Origin of the sequence: Rhizobium azibense, assembly GCF_004342325.1 — a bacterium.
Taxonomy (GTDB): Bacteria; Pseudomonadota; Alphaproteobacteria; order Rhizobiales; family Rhizobiaceae; genus Rhizobium; species Rhizobium etli_B.
In genome coordinates this window covers 201,672-217,453 of sequence record NZ_SMBJ01000003.1, presented here as the reverse complement: position 1 = coordinate 217,453, position 15,782 = coordinate 201,672, and the positions used below count along the sequence as shown (strand labels likewise).

The 15,782-nt window shown below is 60.8% G+C and carries 19 protein-coding genes; 14 read left to right on the top strand and 5 right to left on the bottom strand.

What is annotated here, in order from left to right; translation table 11 throughout:
* Window positions 1–123: 123 nt before the first annotated feature.
* The 11 genes from EV130_RS08640 to EV130_RS08590 all read left to right on the top strand — a co-directional run bounded on the left by EV130_RS08640 (window position 124) and on the right by EV130_RS08590 (window position 8,534).
* Complete coding sequence (locus tag EV130_RS08640; protein ID WP_132660009.1) at window positions 124–507, top strand: DUF983 domain-containing protein; 384 nt, start codon at window positions 124–126, stop codon at window positions 505–507.
* Window positions 500–1,255, top strand: coding sequence for an SURF1 family protein (locus EV130_RS08635; RefSeq protein WP_132660007.1), 756 nt, complete (start codon window positions 500–502; stop codon window positions 1,253–1,255). Before EV130_RS08640 ends, EV130_RS08635 begins: the two co-directional genes overlap by 8 nt.
* A gap of 61 nt (window positions 1,256–1,316) precedes the next feature.
* Entirely contained in the window at window positions 1,317–2,321 is a 1,005-nt protein-coding gene (ispH, locus tag EV130_RS08630) for a 4-hydroxy-3-methylbut-2-enyl diphosphate reductase (RefSeq protein WP_074060461.1), read from the top strand.
* Between the two features lie 174 nt (window positions 2,322–2,495).
* Entirely contained in the window at window positions 2,496–3,461 is a 966-nt protein-coding gene (locus tag EV130_RS08625; protein ID WP_074060462.1) for a homoserine kinase, read from the top strand.
* The gene (gene rnhA / locus EV130_RS08620; RefSeq protein ID WP_132660005.1) at window positions 3,458–3,898 is read left to right on the top strand and encodes a ribonuclease HI; all 441 of its coding nucleotides are present in this window, start codon (window positions 3,458–3,460) and stop codon (window positions 3,896–3,898) included. The genes EV130_RS08625 and rnhA overlap by 4 nt, the downstream gene beginning before the upstream one ends.
* A gap of 25 nt (window positions 3,899–3,923) precedes the next feature.
* Complete coding sequence (locus tag EV130_RS08615; RefSeq protein ID WP_132660003.1) at window positions 3,924–4,727, top strand: endonuclease/exonuclease/phosphatase family protein; 804 nt, start codon at window positions 3,924–3,926, stop codon at window positions 4,725–4,727.
* Window positions 4,728–4,889: 162 nt separating this feature from the next.
* Window positions 4,890–5,636 carry a GntR family transcriptional regulator gene (locus tag EV130_RS08610; RefSeq protein WP_081377031.1) on the top strand — a complete coding sequence of 249 codons (747 nt, stop codon included), beginning with the start codon at window positions 4,890–4,892 and terminating at the stop codon, window positions 5,634–5,636.
* A 4-nt stretch (window positions 5,637–5,640) separates the two neighbouring features.
* On the top strand, window positions 5,641–6,426 hold the full coding sequence (locus EV130_RS08605) for a transporter substrate-binding domain-containing protein (protein ID WP_132552046.1): 786 nt from the start codon (window positions 5,641–5,643) through the stop codon (window positions 6,424–6,426).
* Window positions 6,427–6,503: 77 nt separating this feature from the next.
* Complete coding sequence (locus EV130_RS08600) at window positions 6,504–7,172, top strand: amino acid ABC transporter permease (protein WP_074060466.1); 669 nt, start codon at window positions 6,504–6,506, stop codon at window positions 7,170–7,172.
* A complete protein-coding gene (locus EV130_RS08595; protein ID WP_132660001.1) occupies window positions 7,172–7,831 on the top strand; it encodes an amino acid ABC transporter permease in 660 nt (219 codons plus the stop codon). Before EV130_RS08600 ends, EV130_RS08595 begins: the two co-directional genes overlap by 1 nt.
* Window positions 7,809–8,534, top strand: a complete 726-nt coding sequence (locus tag EV130_RS08590; RefSeq protein WP_074060468.1) for an amino acid ABC transporter ATP-binding protein — start codon at window positions 7,809–7,811, stop codon at window positions 8,532–8,534. Before EV130_RS08595 ends, EV130_RS08590 begins: the two co-directional genes overlap by 23 nt.
* Window positions 8,535–8,550: 16 nt before the next feature.
* Here EV130_RS08590 and EV130_RS08585 read toward each other — a convergent pair whose 3' ends face one another.
* Entirely contained in the window at window positions 8,551–9,330 is a 780-nt protein-coding gene (locus EV130_RS08585; RefSeq protein ID WP_132552048.1) for an alpha/beta fold hydrolase, read from the bottom strand.
* Window positions 9,331–9,586: 256 nt separating this feature from the next.
* Here EV130_RS08585 and EV130_RS08580 point away from each other — a divergent pair, with 256 nt between their 5' ends.
* The gene (locus tag EV130_RS08580) at window positions 9,587–10,273 is read left to right on the top strand and encodes a GntR family transcriptional regulator (RefSeq protein ID WP_132659999.1); all 687 of its coding nucleotides are present in this window, start codon (window positions 9,587–9,589) and stop codon (window positions 10,271–10,273) included.
* Between the two features lie 86 nt (window positions 10,274–10,359).
* On the opposite strand, the gene EV130_RS08575 is transcribed toward EV130_RS08580, so the two are convergent.
* Window positions 10,360–11,559, bottom strand: coding sequence for an NAD-dependent formate dehydrogenase (locus EV130_RS08575; RefSeq protein ID WP_074060471.1), 1,200 nt, complete (start codon window positions 11,557–11,559; stop codon window positions 10,360–10,362).
* A gap of 276 nt (window positions 11,560–11,835) precedes the next feature.
* Here EV130_RS08575 and EV130_RS08570 point away from each other — a divergent pair, with 276 nt between their 5' ends.
* Window positions 11,836–12,144 carry a Dabb family protein gene (locus tag EV130_RS08570; protein WP_074060472.1) on the top strand — a complete coding sequence of 103 codons (309 nt, stop codon included), beginning with the start codon at window positions 11,836–11,838 and terminating at the stop codon, window positions 12,142–12,144.
* Between the two features lie 18 nt (window positions 12,145–12,162).
* Here the strand turns inward: EV130_RS08570 and EV130_RS08565 are convergent, their stop codons facing one another.
* The 3 genes from EV130_RS08565 to EV130_RS08555 are packed head-to-tail and all read right to left on the bottom strand — an operon-like array spanning window position 12,163 to window position 14,688.
* The gene (locus tag EV130_RS08565) at window positions 12,163–13,062 is read right to left on the bottom strand and encodes a metal ABC transporter substrate-binding protein (protein WP_132659997.1); all 900 of its coding nucleotides are present in this window, start codon (window positions 13,060–13,062) and stop codon (window positions 12,163–12,165) included.
* Between the two features lie 16 nt (window positions 13,063–13,078).
* Entirely contained in the window at window positions 13,079–13,951 is an 873-nt protein-coding gene (locus tag EV130_RS08560) for a metal ABC transporter permease (protein WP_074060474.1), read from the bottom strand.
* A complete protein-coding gene (locus tag EV130_RS08555; protein ID WP_132659995.1) occupies window positions 13,948–14,688 on the bottom strand; it encodes a metal ABC transporter ATP-binding protein in 741 nt (246 codons plus the stop codon). Before EV130_RS08555 ends, EV130_RS08560 begins: the two co-directional genes overlap by 4 nt.
* A 475-nt stretch (window positions 14,689–15,163) precedes the next feature.
* Here EV130_RS08555 and EV130_RS08550 point away from each other — a divergent pair, with 475 nt between their 5' ends.
* Window positions 15,164–15,646 (top strand): cupin domain-containing protein, encoded by a 483-nt coding sequence (locus EV130_RS08550; RefSeq protein WP_207900870.1) that lies wholly within the window; start codon window positions 15,164–15,166, stop codon window positions 15,644–15,646.
* Window positions 15,647–15,782: the final 136 nt, after the last annotated feature.

Sequence of the window (15,782 nt, the reverse complement as noted above, 5' to 3'; positions counted from 1 at the left end):
ATCTTCTTCTGTTTGGCGCGAATCGCCTGGGCGAGATCGCGCAGCTATTTCCTTTCGTCCTGCAGATACTTTATGGGAGAGTTAAGGCGCGGCTGAAAACGAACTCCGGCCGAAAGGAAGACGATGAGCGAAGACCGTGCGCATTTTCCCCCTGTGGATCCGTTAAAGACCGGGATAAGCGGCTGCTGCCCGCGCTGCGGACAGGGCAAATTGTTCGATGGCCTGCTCTCGGTGAAGCCACGCTGTGCCGCCTGCGGCCTCGATTATTCCTTTGCCGATTCGGGTGATGGTCCCGCCGTCTTCGTCATTCTCATCGTCGGCTTCATCGTCATCGGTTCCGTGCTCTGGCTGGAGGTGAACTACTCGCCGCCGATCTGGCTGCACATTTTGCTGTTCGCTCCGCTGACGATCGCACTTTCGCTGGCGGCATTGCGCTGGTGCAAGGGCATCCTGATCGCCATGCAATACCGCCACAATGCCCGCGAAGGACGCATTTCCAGTGACTGATATCCAGGCCGTGGCTGCCCGGCGAAGGCTGCCGGTCTTGACCGGCATTGCCGTGCTGATTGCCCTTTCCATCCTCGTCTCGCTCGGCACCTGGCAGGTGGAGCGCCTGCATTGGAAGCAAGGGCTGATCGCCGATATCGCGGAGCGCCGCGCCTCGAGGCCGGTGCGGCTTGCCGATATCGAGCGGCTGCTCGCTTCGGGCGGCGACATCGAGTACCGGCCCGTCACGACAACCGGCCGCTATGTGAACGACAAGGAGCGACACTTCTTCGCCACCTGGCGCGGCCAGACGGGCTATTACATCTACACCCCGCTTGAGCTTGCCGGCGGGCGCCATCTCTTCGTCAATCGCGGCTTCGTTCCTTTTGAGAACAAGGAGCCAAAAATGCGCATTCAGGGCCAACTGACCGGCGAGCAGACGGTCACCGGCCTGACGCGCAACAAGCTGCCCGGAAAGCCTTCCTGGCTCGTACCGGACAACGATGTCGCCAACAACATCTTCTACTGGAAAGACCTCGATTTGATGGCCGCAAGCACTGGCCTCGACAAGGCGAGCGTCTTGCCCTTCTTCGTCGATGCCGATTCGACCCCCAACCCCAAGGGGCTGCCGATCGGCGGCGTCACCGACGTCGACCTGCCGAACAACCACCTGCAATATGCCCTTACCTGGTATGGCCTGGCGGCGGTGCTGGTCGTGATCGTTGCGATCTCCTGGTTCCGCGGGCGAGGCAAGCCGGCTTCGCAATAGTATCGCTTCAATTTATTCTCATATTGGGCTAGACAGCCCCTACCAGATTACCGGACATGACATGAACATAGCGGCGAAACCTCCATTGACGATCAGGCTTTGCGGACCGCGGGGCTTCTGCGCCGGCGTCGACCGCGCCATCCAGATCGTCGTGCTGGCGCTGAAGTCCTACGGCGCCCCCGTCTATGTCCGCCACGAAATTGTGCATAACCGCTACGTCGTCGAGGGGCTGGAGGCCAAGGGTGCGGTCTTCGTCGAAGAACTCGATGAAATTCCGGCCGAACACCGTGCCCAGCCCGTCGTCTTTTCCGCGCACGGCGTCCCGAAGTCCGTTCCGGCTGATGCGAACGCCCGCAATCTCTTCTATCTCGATGCCACCTGTCCGCTGGTTTCGAAGGTTCACAAGCAGGCGATGCGACATAATCGCCTCGGCCGCCATGTCGTGCTGATCGGCCATGCCGGTCATCCGGAAGTCATCGGCACGATGGGTCAGCTTCCCGAGGGCTCGGTCTCGCTGATCGAGACGGTTGAAGACGCCGATGCCTATCAGCCTGCCGATCCCGACAATCTGGGCTACGTGACGCAGACGACGCTTTCGGTCGACGACACGGCCGGGGTGATTGCGCGTCTTGAGCAACGTTTCCCCAAGCTGACGGCACCCGCTGCCGATTCAATCTGCTATGCCACGACCAACCGCCAGGAAGTGGTCAAGCAGGCCGCACCCGGCTGCGATCTCTTCATCATCGTCGGTGCGCCGAATTCCTCCAACTCCAAGCGCCTTGTCGAAGTCGCGTTGAGGGCAGGGGCGAAGAAGTCGATCCTTGTGCAGCGCGCCGCCGAGCTGGACTGGAACGAAATCGGTCCGATTTCGACGCTTGGCCTTTCGGCCGGTGCCTCCGCGCCGGAAGTGATCGTCAACGAGATCATCGAGGCCTTCCGGGCGCGTTTCGACGCCCGGGTGGAGCTTGCAGAGACCGTGCAGGAAAACGAGCATTTCTTGGTCAACCGGGAACTGCGCAACATCGAGCTGACGACAGCCGACATGGCTTTTGTGAACGGGGATTAGAGGCTTGGAGCGTGCCGCTTATCCTCCCTTGCCGTGCCGGGCATCTCCTCCCACCAGGGAAAAGACTGCCTGTGCCGATCTTTCCCTTGTGCGGGAGATGTCGCGAAGTGACAGAGGGGGTTTCCCCATGCGCTTCATCGCTTCCTTCTAGCGTATTGAATGTGAGAGCCCGCCTTGGCAGTCTATACCGATATTTCAGAAGACGATTTGAAGTGGTTTTTGACGGAGTACGACGCCGGCACGCTGCTTTCCTACAAGGGGATTGCAGAAGGCGTCGAAAATTCCAACTTCCTGTTGCACACCACTAAAAAGCCGCTGATCCTTACGCTTTATGAAAAGCGCGTCGAAAAAGCCGACCTGCCGTTCTTCCTCGGCCTGATGCAGCATCTTGCCGCGCGCGGCGTATCCTGCCCTCTGCCGCTGCCGCGCAAGGACGGTGCGCTGCTCGGCACGCTTTCGGATCGTCCGGCGGCGCTCATTTCCTTCCTCGAAGGCATGTGGCTTCGCAAGCCCGAAGCCAGACATTGCCGCGAAGTCGGCAGGGCTCTGGCTCAGATGCATATCGCCGGCGAAGGTTTCGAACTGAAGAGGCCGAACGCGCTGTCGCTGGAGGGCTGGAAGTTGCTTTGGGATAAGTCCGAGGCGCGCGCCGACGAAGTCGAGACGGGCTTGTCCGCCGAAATCCGAGGCGAGATCGATTTCCTCACTGCCCACTGGCCGAAGGACCTTCCGGCCGGCATCATTCATGCCGATCTCTTTCCCGACAACGTCTTCTTCCTCGGCGATGAGCTGTCTGGCCTGATCGACTTCTATTTCGCCTGCAACGATCTGCTTTTTTACGACGTCTCGATCATTCTCAATGCCTGGTGCTTTGAAAAGGACGGCGCCTACAACATCACGAAGGGCACTGCCATGCTGGAAGGCTACCGGAGTGTGCGACCGCTCGACAGTGCCGAACTCGCCGCGCTTCCTGTGCTCGCGCGTGGTTCTGCGCTGCGTTTCTTCCTGACCCGGCTCTACGACTGGCTGACGACGCCGGAAGGTGCAATGGTCACCAAGAAGGACCCGCTCGAATACCTGCGCAAGCTTCGCTTCCACCGGCAGGTCGCATCGGCGGCCGAATACGGGCTTTCGGCATGAAGCACGTCGACATTTTCACCGACGGTGCGTGCTCGGGCAATCCCGGTCCTGGTGGTTGGGGCGCGATCCTGCGCTATGGCGACATCGAAAAGGAACTCTCCGGCGGCGAGGCGGAGACGACCAATAACCGCATGGAGTTGATGGCGGCGATTTCGGCGCTCTCGGCGCTGAAGACGCCCTGCGAGGTCGACCTTTATACCGACAGCGCCTACGTCAAGGACGGGATTTCCAAGTGGATCTTCGGCTGGAAGAAGAACGGCTGGAAGACCGCGGACAAGAAACCGGTGAAGAATGCCGAGCTCTGGCAGGCGCTCGAGGAGGCTCGCAACAAGCACAAAGTGACGCTCCACTGGATCAAGGGCCATGCCGGCCATCCGCAGAACGAGCGCGCCGACGAACTGGCACGCATGGGAATGGCGCCCTTCAAGAAGCGGTAGGGCGGCAAATCCGGGGGAGGCGATATTGCGCATCATCTCGCTGAATGTCTGGGGCGGCAAGCTGCATCTGCCGCTGATGGACTATCTGAGGGCTGCCGAGGCGGACGTGCTCTGCCTCCAGGAGGTCACCCGTTCCGTCACCGTCAAGAGCGACTGGCTTGAATATCGCGACGGCAGCCACATCCTGCCGCAGCGCGCCAACCTCTTCGACGAGATCAAGACGGTCCTTCCGGAGCATGACGCCTTCTTTGCGCCGACGGCGAGAGGCGAGCTTTTTGATGACGAAAACAGCGTGCCTTCGGAGTTCGGTCTTGCAACCTTCGTGCGACGGACGATTGCCGTCATCGGCCACGCCATGGATTTCGTGCATGGCGAATTTTCAGCAAATGGCTACGGAGAACATCCGCGCGCCCGCAACGCCCATGCCATGCGCCTTTTCGACTACGAGGCCGGGCACGTCATCACGATCGCCCATCTGCATGGCCTGCGCGACATGGCCGGCAAGGGTGATACCCCCGCACGCCGGGGTCAAGCCGATGCGCTGGTCGCCCTGATCGGGCAAATCTGGCGCAAGGGCGAGCGTCTCGTCGTCTGCGGCGACTTCAACGTGCTGCCCGCAAGCGTGATGTTCGATGTGCTCGGCGCACAAGGCCTCACCGATCTCGTCACTTCCTGCGGCTTCACAGATACGAGAACAACGCATTATGCCAAGGACGGGCGCTTTGCCGACTATATGCTGGTGACGCCTGAAGTCGGCGTCGTGAGCTTCGACGTCGTCCGGGAACCGGAAGTATCCGACCATCGGCCGCTCTTGCTGGAGATTGGGTAGCGGTCAGCAGGTTGCCTTAGATATCGACGCTCGCCGTTAGCCGGAATACGAAACTGCCTAAAGAGTGGGCATTGCAACGGACTGTTTCCCAGCCTAGGCGGGAAAGCCGTTGTAAATGAAGCATTTGCGAAAATTGGCATATGGCTTGCTTTTCCGTCTTGTATGCAAGATAGCCATACATCCGAGAGCACGCAGAGCAACATCGAAGAGGCGATCATTTCGGGCATTCTTTCCGCCCGGATCCGGCCCGGCACACGGCTGAGCGAAAACCAGCTTGCGTCGGTCTTCGGCGTTTCGCGCACCCGTGTGCGTGAGGCGATGATGAGGCTCGAAACGCGCGGCATCGTCACCGTGAGCCCGCGGCGAGGCTGGTTCGTAGTCGAGCCGTCAGCCGAAGAGGCGATGACCGTCTATGCGGCAAGGCGCGCCATCGAATCAGGCCTGCTGCGCGGCATGCGCGCCCTGACGGACGAGGGCCGTAAGGTTCTCGTCTGCCACCTCGAGGAGGAAAAGGCTGCGATGGCTGCAGGCGACCGCCAGCGCCTCACCTGCCTCATGGGTGACTTTCATATCCGCATTGCCGAACTCGGCGAAAACCCGATCCTTGTCGACATCCTGCGCGATCTTACCGCCAGGACGATCCTGATTTCGATGCTCTATCAGTCGGAATTTCACGCAGTGCAGTCTCATGACGGGCACTGCCGCATCTTCGAGGCGATGGCCGCAGGCAATTTCGTCAAGGCCGCCGAGCTCTCGGTCGAACATCTGGACGAGGTGGAAACGGGCCTGGACCTCACGACCCGCCCGGACCCGCTCTCGGAATTGCGCAGTTCCCTGTCGCTCCCTCCCAGGACCGTGTCTTCCCAACCGGCAGAAACACGAAAAACCGCAACTTCAAAGGAGAAATGAACATATGCTGACAAGAAGAACATTCTTTGCAATCGCAACCCTTGCAGCCGCCGCCAGCTTCGGCTCCGTTTGCCATGCCGATGCGCTTGCCGACATCACCGCGCGCGGCACGTTGCGCGTTGCCGTCCCGCAGGATTTTCCGCCCTTCGGCAGCGTCGGACCCGACATGGCGCCGATGGGCTATGACATCGACATGGCCAATCTGATTGCCGAAAAAATCGGCGTCAAGACCGAACTCGTGCCGGTGACCAGCGCCAACCGCATTCCCTATCTGCAGACGAACAAGGTCGATCTGGTTATTTCAAGCCTCGGCAAGAATCCGGACCGTGAAAAGGTCATCGATTTCTCGGCGGCCTATGCTCCCTTCTATAACGGCGTGTTCGCACCCGGCGATCTTTCCGTGGCCAAGGTCGAAGATCTTGCCGGCAAGACGATCGGCGTCACCCGCGGCGCCGTCGAAGACCTCGAACTGACGAAGATCGCGTCTGCCGATGTCACGATCAAGCGCTACGAGGATAACAACGGCACGATTTCCGCTTTCCTCTCCGGTCAGGTCGAGGCTGTTGCAACCGGCAATGTCGTTGCCGCCGCCATCCTGGCCAAGAACCCCCCGAAGCGGCCCGAACTGAAGTTCCTGATCAAGAACTCGCCCTGCTACATCGGCCTCAGCAAGGAGCAGCCTGCGCTTCTCGAAAAGGTGAACGGCATCATTGCCGCCGCCAAGACCGATGGTTCGCTGAATGCCATTGCCCAGAAGTGGCTCGGCGCAGACCTTCCGAAAGACCTCTAAAAAAACCGGTTGAGCATGGTCATCCCGCCGCTGCGGGGTGACTACCCGCCGTCGGTATTCAAAGAGGGGACAGTGTCTTGAGCTACCATTTCGAATTCAGTTGGCTGCTTCAATATTACCCGCAGATCGTCAAGGGCATCGTGATCACCATCGAGCTCATCTCGATCGGTGGCGTGCTCGGCATTTTACTCGGCACCTTCTGTGCCTGGGTGCGCGCGCTGGGCCCGGCGTGGCTGAAGCCGGTCGTTGCGGCCTATGTCGAGCTGATCCGCAATACCCCGTTCCTGATCCAGCTCTTCTTCATCTTCTTCGGCCTGCCGTCACTCGGTCTGCAGCTATCTGAGCTGACGGCCGCCAATCTCGCCATGATCGTCAACCTCGGGGCCTATAGCTGCGAGATCATTCGCGCCGGCATCCAGGCGACGCCGAAGGGGCAGTTCGAGGCGGGCGCAAGCCTCGCCATGACGCCCTTCGAAACCTTCAGACACGTCGTTCTGGTGCCGTCGCTCCAGCGCATCTGGCCGGCACTCTCCTCGCAGGTGGTGATCGTCATGCTCGGCTCCTCCGTCGTGTCGCAGATCGCCGCCGAAGATCTGACCTTCGCCGCCAACTTCATCCAGTCGCGAACATTCCGTGCCTTCGAAGCCTACATCGTCTCGACGGCCATCTATCTGGCGCTGGCGATCCTGCTGCGGCAGCTTTTGGCGGTCGCCGGTGGGTTCATCTTCCCGAGGAGGCTTGTCTGATGATCGAGTTCACACTCTGGGATATCCTGCGTAACCTGCTGCTCGCCGCGCGCTGGACGGTTCTGCTCTCGCTCGTTTCCTTCATCGGGGGCGGCGCTGTCGGGCTCGGCCTGCTCTTTCTGCGTATCAGCAAGCGCAGCTCGCTGCGGGCGCTTTCAAAATATTACATCGAGCTTTTTCAAGGCACGCCGCTCTTGATGCAGCTCTTCATTGCCTTTTTCGGTCTCGGCCTTTTCGGCATCGACGTGCCGGCCTGGCTTGCCGCCGGCCTGGCGTTGATCCTCTGGACTGCCGCCTTCCTCGCCGAAATCTGGCGCGGCTGCGTCGAAGCGGTCGGGAAGGGTCAATGGGAAGCCTCCGCCAGCCTCGGCATGGGACGGCTGCAGCAGATGCGCTATGTCATCCTGCCGCAGGCGCTGAAGGTGGCCGTGCCGCCGACGGTCGGCTTCTCCGTCCAGGTGGTCAAGGGGACGGCGCTCACATCGATCATTGGCTTCGTCGAACTGTCGAAGGCAGGCACCGTCGTCACCAACGCCACCTTCCAGCCCTTCACCGTCTACGGGCTCGTCGCCCTTATCTATTTTGCGCTTTGCTGGCCTCTGTCGAAGAGCAGCCAGATCCTCGAAAGGAAGCTCAATGTCGCTCATCGAAATCACTGAAGTCCGCAAGAGCTACGGCACGAACGAGGTGCTGAAGGGCATCAACCTGGATGTGGAGCCGGGCGAGGTCATTGCCATCATCGGCAAGAGCGGCTCGGGAAAATCAACGCTGCTGCGCTGTATCAACGGCCTTGAGACGATCACCAAAGGCTCCATCTCGGTGGCCGGCGCCCAGCTTCTGGACGACGAGTTGCATCTGAAGGCGCTCAGGCTGAAGGTCGGCATGATCTTCCAGCAGTTCAATCTCTTTCCGCACCTGACGGCTGGCGGCAATGTCATGCTGTCGCAGTCGGTGGTCAAAAAGACGCCGAAGGCAGAGGCGGAAGCGGTCGCCCGCAAGATGCTCGACCGCGTCGGTCTGGGCCACAAGTTCGATGCCTATCCCGACGAGCTGTCCGGCGGCCAGCAGCAGCGTGTCGCGATTGCCCGGGCGCTTGCCATGCAGCCGATCGCGCTGCTGTGCGACGAGATCACGTCCGCGCTCGACCCGGAACTCGTCGCCGAGGTTCTCGCCGTCGTGCGAGAGCTTGCCGCCGAGGGCATGACCTTGCTGATGGTGACGCACGAGATGAAATTCGCCCGCGACGTCTGCAGCCGCGTCGTCTTCATGCACCAGGGCCGGGTCCACGAAATCGGTCGGCCGGAAGATGTCTTCGCCAGCCCGAAGACCGCCGAGCTCAAGCAGTTCCTCGGCGTGCATTGAAGGGACTGCGGCCAGATCACGTGCGCCGTCCCGCGGCCTCGATGATCAGTTGGGTGATCTCGTCCGGGTGGGAAATCAGCGAGAGGTGGCTTGCCTTCAGTTCGATGGTCCTTGCTCCCATGCGCTTGGCCATGAAGCGTTCGAGATCAGGATTGATCGTGCGATCTTCCGTCGAAACGGCATACCAGCTTGGCTTTGAACGCCAGGCCGCCTGGGAGGTCTTGCCCGTAAGGAGGTTCTTTTTGAAGGGCGCCTGGACTGCATAAAGCACCTTCGCCCTTGCTTCCGGGAGATCGCCCGCGAAATCACGCAGGAATGCCGCCTCGCTGAGCTGTCCTTCGTCATCATCGAAGACGATGCCTGCGGCGGCCGGCGGCGCGGGAAATGTCTTGGCCAGTGCGGTGTAATCCTCGTCCGCATCCGGTGCCCGGGCTGCGACATAGACGAGTGCCGACACGTTCGGATGCATACCAGCTTCAGTTATGATCATCCCCGCGAAGGAATGCCCCACCAGAACCGTCGGACCATCCTGCCGTGCCAGCACCCGCTCAACGGCGGATACCGCCTCTGGCAGCGTCGTTAGCGGATTTTGCACGGCCGTGGCATGGAATCCGGCTGCTTGCAGTCGGGCAATCACCTCGGACCAGCACGATCCATCAGCAAAAAGCCCATGCGCCAAAACGACGTTGCGCGCCTTTGCCGCGCCAGCGGGCGCGGCAATGCTTCGATTTGAGAGAAGGGAGGTGGCCGCGCCGGCAACCATTGCGGTGGAGAAAGCACGTCTTGTCATCATCATCTGGCTTCCTTCTCAGTCGAACAGTTTCAAGCTTGCTTCAAAAGGGTCCCAAGTGTGGCTGCGAGAGCGCCTCAACTCCGCATTAAAATTTTGAGCTTGCGTATGCATTATGGCTGATACACTAGTATTGTGTATTTCATAAGTTGATCATTCTCAAGAATTGAGTGCGTAACAGTTCCGTGATAACGATCTTGTATGCGATTACCCGGTATTGCATCATCGCGCCACAAAGCAACCCGAACAGTCAGGACGATGCATGGTCAAGGGATCAGACGCTGCAGATGATGTCGCTGATCGGGAGCTCCTGTCTGATCGCATTCGCAACGCACTGACGGATGAGATCGCTGCGGGCATGCTGACAGCGGGTGCTTCGCTGGACGAACAGCAGCTTGCCGACCGTTTCGGCGCCTCCCGCACTCCGGTTCGAGAAGCGCTGCGTCAATTGGCGGTCAGCGGGCTCGTCGAAGTTCGCGCACGGCGTGGCGTCGTCGTGGCTCGCATGACCCCCGAACGCATCATGGACATGTTCGAGACGTCGGCCGAGATCGAGGCCATGTGCGTGCGGCTTGCGACCTACCGCATGACTCCGCTCGAGCGAAGCCACCTGATCGGCTTGCACGACCTGTCCCGGGAGGTTGTCGAGAAGGGTGATTTTGACGCCTATGATGCGTTCAACCTCGAATTCCATGAGACGATCTATCGCGCGACCCACAACGGTTTTCTTGCCGAACAAGCGATTGCGGTGCGCACCCGGCTGAATGCCTTTCGGCGCACGCAACTTCGGCAAGGCGATCGGATGCGTAAATCCCGTGACGAGCACGATGCCATCATGCAGGCGATCGCGGAAGGCGACGGTGAAATGGCATCTCGGCGCATGCGAGCACATATGCTGAACGCTGCCACAGCGCTCGGTCGTTTCATCGAAGCGAACAAGTCGGCATAACAATCCTGACCATCACGCATGCCTGCAACCGATCCGGCTCTCGGCAAGCAACGAGAGCCGGTCGGGCCTTTTGAGCAACAGTGCCTTCAGCTCTTGAACCGCGCGGCCTCTTCGGATCCGCCCGTCGCGTCTCCGGCGCTGTAGGAATGAGCACCGGCGCCGGCGAGTTTGCCGCCGTCGACGATCAGATATTCCTCGCGAATAGGCTTGCCTTCGAACCAGCATTCGAGAATTTCCCGCGTGCCGGCGGCGTAGCGCGCCTGAGCGGAGAGCGACGAACCCGAAATATGCGGCGTCATGCCGTGATGCGGCATCGACCGCCATGGATGGTCCTTCGGTGCGGGCTGCGGGAACCACACGTCGCCGGCATAACCGGCAAGCTGGCCGCTCTCGAGCGCCCGCGCGACGGCATCGCGATTGCAGATCTTGCCGCGCGCCGTATTCACCAGATAGGCGCCGCGTTTCATCTTGGCGATCATCGCTTCGTCGAAGAGGTTTTCCGTCTCCGGATGCAGTGGCGCGTTGATCGTGACGACATCACAGACAGGCACCATCTCGGCTGGCGTCTTGTGGAAGGTGACGCCGAGTTCTTTTTCGGCTGCATCGGCAAGCCGGTGGCGGTCGGTATAGTGCAGCTTGACATCGAACGGCTTCAGCCGGCGAAGCACAGCACTGCCGATCCGACCGGCACCGACCGTGCCGATCTCCATGCCCTCGATATCGTACGAGCGCGCGACGCAGTCGGCTATGTTCCAGCCGCCCTTCACGACCCACTGGTAGGAGGGGATGTAGTTTCGCGCGAGACTGAGGATCATCATGACCACATGCTCGGATACGCTGATTGAGTTGCAGTAGGTCACCTCCGCCACGGTGATGCCGCGGTCCATAGCGGCCTGAAGATCGACGTGGTCGGAGCCGATGCCGGCCGTGATCGCGAGCTTCAGCTTGGTCGCCTTGGCGATCCGCTCGGCGGTCAGGTAGGCGGGCCAGAAAGGCTGAGAGATGACGATCTCGGCGTCGGCAAGCTCGCGTTCGAAGACGCTGCCGGCACCGTCCTTGTCCGAGGTCACGACCAGATCGTGCCCCTGGCTTTCGAGAAACGTCCTCAAGCCAAGTTCGCCGGAAACGCTGCCCAACAGGGCGCCCGGCTGAAAATCGACGGCTTTTGGGGTAGGAAGCGTCTGGCCGCCGGGATAGTGTTCGAGTTTCGGCAGGCCATCCCGCGCATAGGCGCTCGGATATCCATCGACCGGATCGTCATAGAGGACGCAAACGACCTTTGCCATTTCCATCTCCCTTCATTTGAGAACGAAGAGGGAGGGCCTCGAATTCTTTAAAGCTGCCGGTCAATGCAAACGAACAGCAGGGCAATGTGCTCTGTTGAATGATCTGTTGTGGCCAGCAGGTTCGCTCGCAGCGCTCCCGCGTTCGTGATTGGCACCATTTGGAAAGGTGGAGGAGCCGGACGCGGTTTCAAGTAGAGCAGCGGGAAGTCGCTGCAATCCCCTTGCCCTCTGGTCCGTTCCCTCTATTGTGCCGGCAACGCCATTGGAGACCACCATATGATCCTGCATTGCGTATTGCTGCGGCTGAAGGCTGCGATGACCGGCGAGGAGAAGCAGGCATTGCTCGCTTCGGTCGTGGCGCTGAAGGAGGTGATCCCGGGCATTCTCGATGTCAGATATGGTCCAAACGTCTCGCCGGAAGGGCTGCATGGCGGCTTCGTCGACGGCTTCGTGGTGACCTTCGAAAATGCCGAGGCGCGAGATGCCTATCTCGTGCATCCCGAGCATGTGGCCGTCGGCGAGCGCATCGTCTCCTCGACGGACGGAGGCCTTGCCGGCCTCCTGGTCTTTGATTTCAATCTCTGAGTCAGGCTGCGGCACCAATCAGCTCGATTTTGCCATCGCCGCGGCCAGCTGGTCGACATTGTAGCGGAACATCTTCTCGAAGGTCGGCGCCGGCCCCTTCTGATCCGAAAGCGATTCGACATAAAGCTCGCCGCCAGGTTCCGCACCCGTTGCCGTGGCGACCTGCCTGACGAGGCGGGGATCGTTCGAGTTTTCGAAGAAGTAGCTCTTCACGTGTTCGGCCTTGATCTGCTCGATCAGCTTGGCGACTTCTGCGGCAGACGCCTCCGTTTCGGTTGACATGCCCAGCGGCGCGAGGAAGCTGACATTGTACTCGCGGCCGAAATAGCCGAAGGCGTCGTGGCTCGTCAGTACCTTGCGCCGGTCGTGCGGAAGCGTGTCGAACTTGGAATGGGCATAAGCGTCAAGCGCGTCGAGCGTCTTCGTGTAGCGCTCGGCATTGGCCCTGAATGTGCCGGCATCCGCCGGATCGGCGGCCGACAGCGCCTTCTCAATACTGGCGACCCAGACCTTCACGTTGACTGGGCTGTTCCAGACGTGGGGATCGGTGACGGTCCTGCCGTCCTCCTCCATGGTGCGGGTCTTGATGCCCTCGGAAACGTTGACCGGCGCTTTCTTGTAGCCGGAAGCGGAAATCAACCGGTCCATCCAGCCCTCCAGGCCTTCGCCGCTGACGAAGGTCACCTGCGCGGCCTTCAGATGCTTCGCATCGGCAGGCGACGGCTCGAACTCATGGGGGTCGCCATTCGGGCCGACGAGGCTCGTGACTTTCACATTCTCGCCGCCGATCTGGCTGACGACGTCGGCAAGCACGGTGAAGGAGGCAACCACCTTCAGCGTTTCGGCACAGGCTGGCGCCGACGAAAAGGCGATTAGCGCGGGAAGGGCCGCGCAAGGAAGCAGTCTGCGGGGAATCATCGAAGTCTCCTTGGGTTCAGCCCGAAAGACGCGGGCGGGGAAAGAGGCGCCGGGCAAGGCCCGCCGGCGCGAGGAGGATGGAAAGCACGTAGATTGCCGCCGCCGTCATGATGATGGTCGGACCGGAGGCGAGCTCGAGATGGTAGGAGGCGACAAGGCCGAGATAGCCGGAGAAGGTGGCGCTGATCACCGCGATCGCCATCATCGATGGCAGGCGGCGTGACCAGAGCTGTGCGATTACCGCTGGCAGCATCATCAGCCCAACGGCCATCAGCGTGCCGAGGGCCTGGAAGCTGGCGACGAGGTTGAGCACGACGAGCAGCAGGAAAAGCACATGATAGACAGGTCCGCGGCCGCCGACGGCTTTGAGGAACCCTGGGTCGAAGCATTCGGCCACCAGCGGCCGGTATATGGCGGCGAGAACGACGAGCGTGACCGAGGTGATCGCCCCGATCTGGAGGAGAGAAGGAGCGTCGATCGCCAGAACGGTGCCGAAGAGCACATGCAGCAGGTCGATATTCGATCCGCGCAGCGAAACGATCAGCACGCCGAGCGCCAGCGAGGCGAGATAGAAGCTTGCGAAGCTGGCATCCTCCTGCAGCGCCGTCGTTCGGCTGACGATGCCGGAAAGCAGCGCGACGGAGAGCCCGGCGATGAGGCCGCCGATGCCCATGGCAGTCAGCGACAGCGATCCCGCAACCAGGTAGCCGATCGCCGCACCCGGCAGCACGGCATGACTCATCGCATCGCCCATCAGGCTCATGCGCCGCAGCATGAGGAAGACGCCGATCGGGCCGGCGCCGAGACCAAGGCAGAGGCAGGCGACGAGTGCGCGGCGCATGAAACCGTAATCGGCAAACGGCGCGAGGAAGATGTCGTAGGCCGTCATGCCGCAGGCTCGCAGGGTCTTGCATCCTCGTCCCAGCGCTCGGCCATGGCACGCGCCTTGAGGAGATTGGCGGGCGACATCACGTGGCCGGTCGGCCCCCAGCCGATCAGAGTCCGCGCGATCAGCAGCGTCTGCGGGAAATGCGCCCGCACCTGGTCGAAATCGTGCAGCACCGCAACGACGGTCCGCCCGCAGCCGTGCCAGCGCGCGACGATATCGAGCAGGTCCTTTGTCGTGCGGGCGTCGATGGCCGTGAACGGCTCGTCGAGCAGCATGAGCTTGGCATCCTGCAGCAGCAGCCGGGCAAAGAGCACGCGTTGGAACTGCCCGGCCGACAAAGAACCGATATGGCGTTTCTCGAAACCCTCGAGGCCGACTGCGCAAAGCGCTTCGTGGGCCTTGTCGGCCTCATGGGCCAACACGCGTCCGAAGGCGCCGCTGCTTCGCCACGCACCGAGAAGCACGGCGTCGAAGACCGAGATCGGAAAGCGCCGGTTGATTTCAGCCGCTTGCGGCAGGTAGCCGAAATCGGTGCGCTGCAGCTTATGAGAAATCCGCCCCTCGGCCGGCCGCAGCTCGCCCATGATGGCTTTCAGAAGCGTCGATTTACCTGCGCCGTTTGGTCCCGCGATCGCCGTCAGGCTGCCGGCGAGAATGGAGCCGGAAACATGATGCACAGCCGGGTGGCGATCATAGGCGACGGTCAGGTTGTCGAGCGTGATCAACGCGCCGCTCATGGCAGGACAATAGCCCAATGGATCGCCGTCCAGAGCACACCGACGAGGATGAGCACGCAGGCGACACGCGAAACGGCGGAGGGCAGGAGCAGACCGGACACGAAAGGCAATCTCTTCATAGAGGACAGTTCATGAATGTAATAACGTTACAGTTATGTTATAACGAATATGGCAAATTGACGGCATTGGCGAGCCGGCCGAAAAATACGCACCGCGAAAAAGGGCTCGCCCTGTCATGCTGCAAAAGCCACACCTAGACGATTTCGTTATTTCCCAGAATGCGCGGGAGGAGGGGCCAATGGATGGAGCGCTTCGAGGGCCTGGGCGCCGAGAGTTTCGCCCCTCCGATCTATGACGAGCCATCAGCAGCGACGTCAAAATTCGGGGGCACTTGCCACGAACGAAGCGGCTCTCACCGGGATTAACCACCTTCCAGTGCTATGCTATATGGATTGCAACCGACGAGGATTTGGCCATGTCACCTTTCCGGAATGCAGTTGTCTCTTTGCCTGGCAAGGAGCGCATAGCAAAGACGCCTTTTGGTGCAAAGATTGTAATTCATGCCACGGCCGCAGAGACTGGAGGCACTGTCGGAATGTGGGAAACCTTCACTCCGCCGGGTCAAGGCCCGGCTCCCCACACTCACACGCGAGAGACTGAAGTCTTTCGCGTGGTCTGTGGACTATATCGTTTCCAATGCGGTGACGAGGAGTTCGACGCACCTCCAGGAACTGTCGTCGTTCTGCCACCACACGTGCGACACGGTTGGCGAAATATAAGCGACGAACCCGGCCAGATGTTCGGGACCGTCACCCCTGGTGGTTGCGAGCAATTGTTTATCGACATCGAGGCTTCTTGTGCCGACACCCCCGAGAAAATCGCAGTGATCGAAGCGCGTCTAGGGATCATCAATGATATGACGCTGGCTCTCGGATTGGCAGGCTCGGATCAGAGCTGACCTATTCCGCCAAGGGCCGGAAAAGGCCGGAGTTACTGCCGATTATCGAGAAATTGTCCAGTGGACACAACTACCCGGCTGACGACTTGGCGCAACGTGGCGTAGAGAATCTGATCAGTTGTTAGGGGTGGCGGCA

Excerpts from the sequence above, each read along its gene's own strand:
- EV130_RS08640 (WP_132660009.1), top strand. The coding sequence starts at position 124 with ATGAGCGAAGACCGTGCGCATTTTCCCCCTGTGGATCCGTTAAAGACC.
- ispH (WP_074060461.1), top strand. The coding sequence starts at position 1,317 with ATGAACATAGCGGCGAAACCTCCATTGACGATCAGGCTTTGCGGACCG.
- rnhA (WP_132660005.1), top strand. The coding sequence starts at position 3,458 with ATGAAGCACGTCGACATTTTCACCGACGGTGCGTGCTCGGGCAATCCC.
- EV130_RS08610 (WP_081377031.1), top strand. The coding sequence starts at position 4,890 with ATGCAAGATAGCCATACATCCGAGAGCACGCAGAGCAACATCGAAGAG.
- EV130_RS08605 (WP_132552046.1), top strand. The coding sequence starts at position 5,641 with ATGCTGACAAGAAGAACATTCTTTGCAATCGCAACCCTTGCAGCCGCC.
- EV130_RS08595 (WP_132660001.1), top strand. The coding sequence starts at position 7,172 with ATGATCGAGTTCACACTCTGGGATATCCTGCGTAACCTGCTGCTCGCC.
- EV130_RS08590 (WP_074060468.1), top strand. The coding sequence starts at position 7,809 with ATGTCGCTCATCGAAATCACTGAAGTCCGCAAGAGCTACGGCACGAAC.
- EV130_RS08585 (WP_132552048.1), bottom strand. The coding sequence starts at position 9,330 with ATGATGATGACAAGACGTGCTTTCTCCACCGCAATGGTTGCCGGCGCG.
- EV130_RS08580 (WP_132659999.1), top strand. The coding sequence starts at position 9,587 with ATGGTCAAGGGATCAGACGCTGCAGATGATGTCGCTGATCGGGAGCTC.
- EV130_RS08575 (WP_074060471.1), bottom strand. The coding sequence starts at position 11,559 with ATGGCAAAGGTCGTTTGCGTCCTCTATGACGATCCGGTCGATGGATAT.
- EV130_RS08570 (WP_074060472.1), top strand. The coding sequence starts at position 11,836 with ATGATCCTGCATTGCGTATTGCTGCGGCTGAAGGCTGCGATGACCGGC.
- EV130_RS08565 (WP_132659997.1), bottom strand. The coding sequence starts at position 13,062 with ATGATTCCCCGCAGACTGCTTCCTTGCGCGGCCCTTCCCGCGCTAATC.
- EV130_RS08560 (WP_074060474.1), bottom strand. The coding sequence starts at position 13,951 with ATGACGGCCTACGACATCTTCCTCGCGCCGTTTGCCGATTACGGTTTC.
- EV130_RS08555 (WP_132659995.1), bottom strand. The coding sequence starts at position 14,688 with ATGAGCGGCGCGTTGATCACGCTCGACAACCTGACCGTCGCCTATGAT.
- EV130_RS08550 (WP_207900870.1), top strand. The coding sequence starts at position 15,164 with ATGTCACCTTTCCGGAATGCAGTTGTCTCTTTGCCTGGCAAGGAGCGC.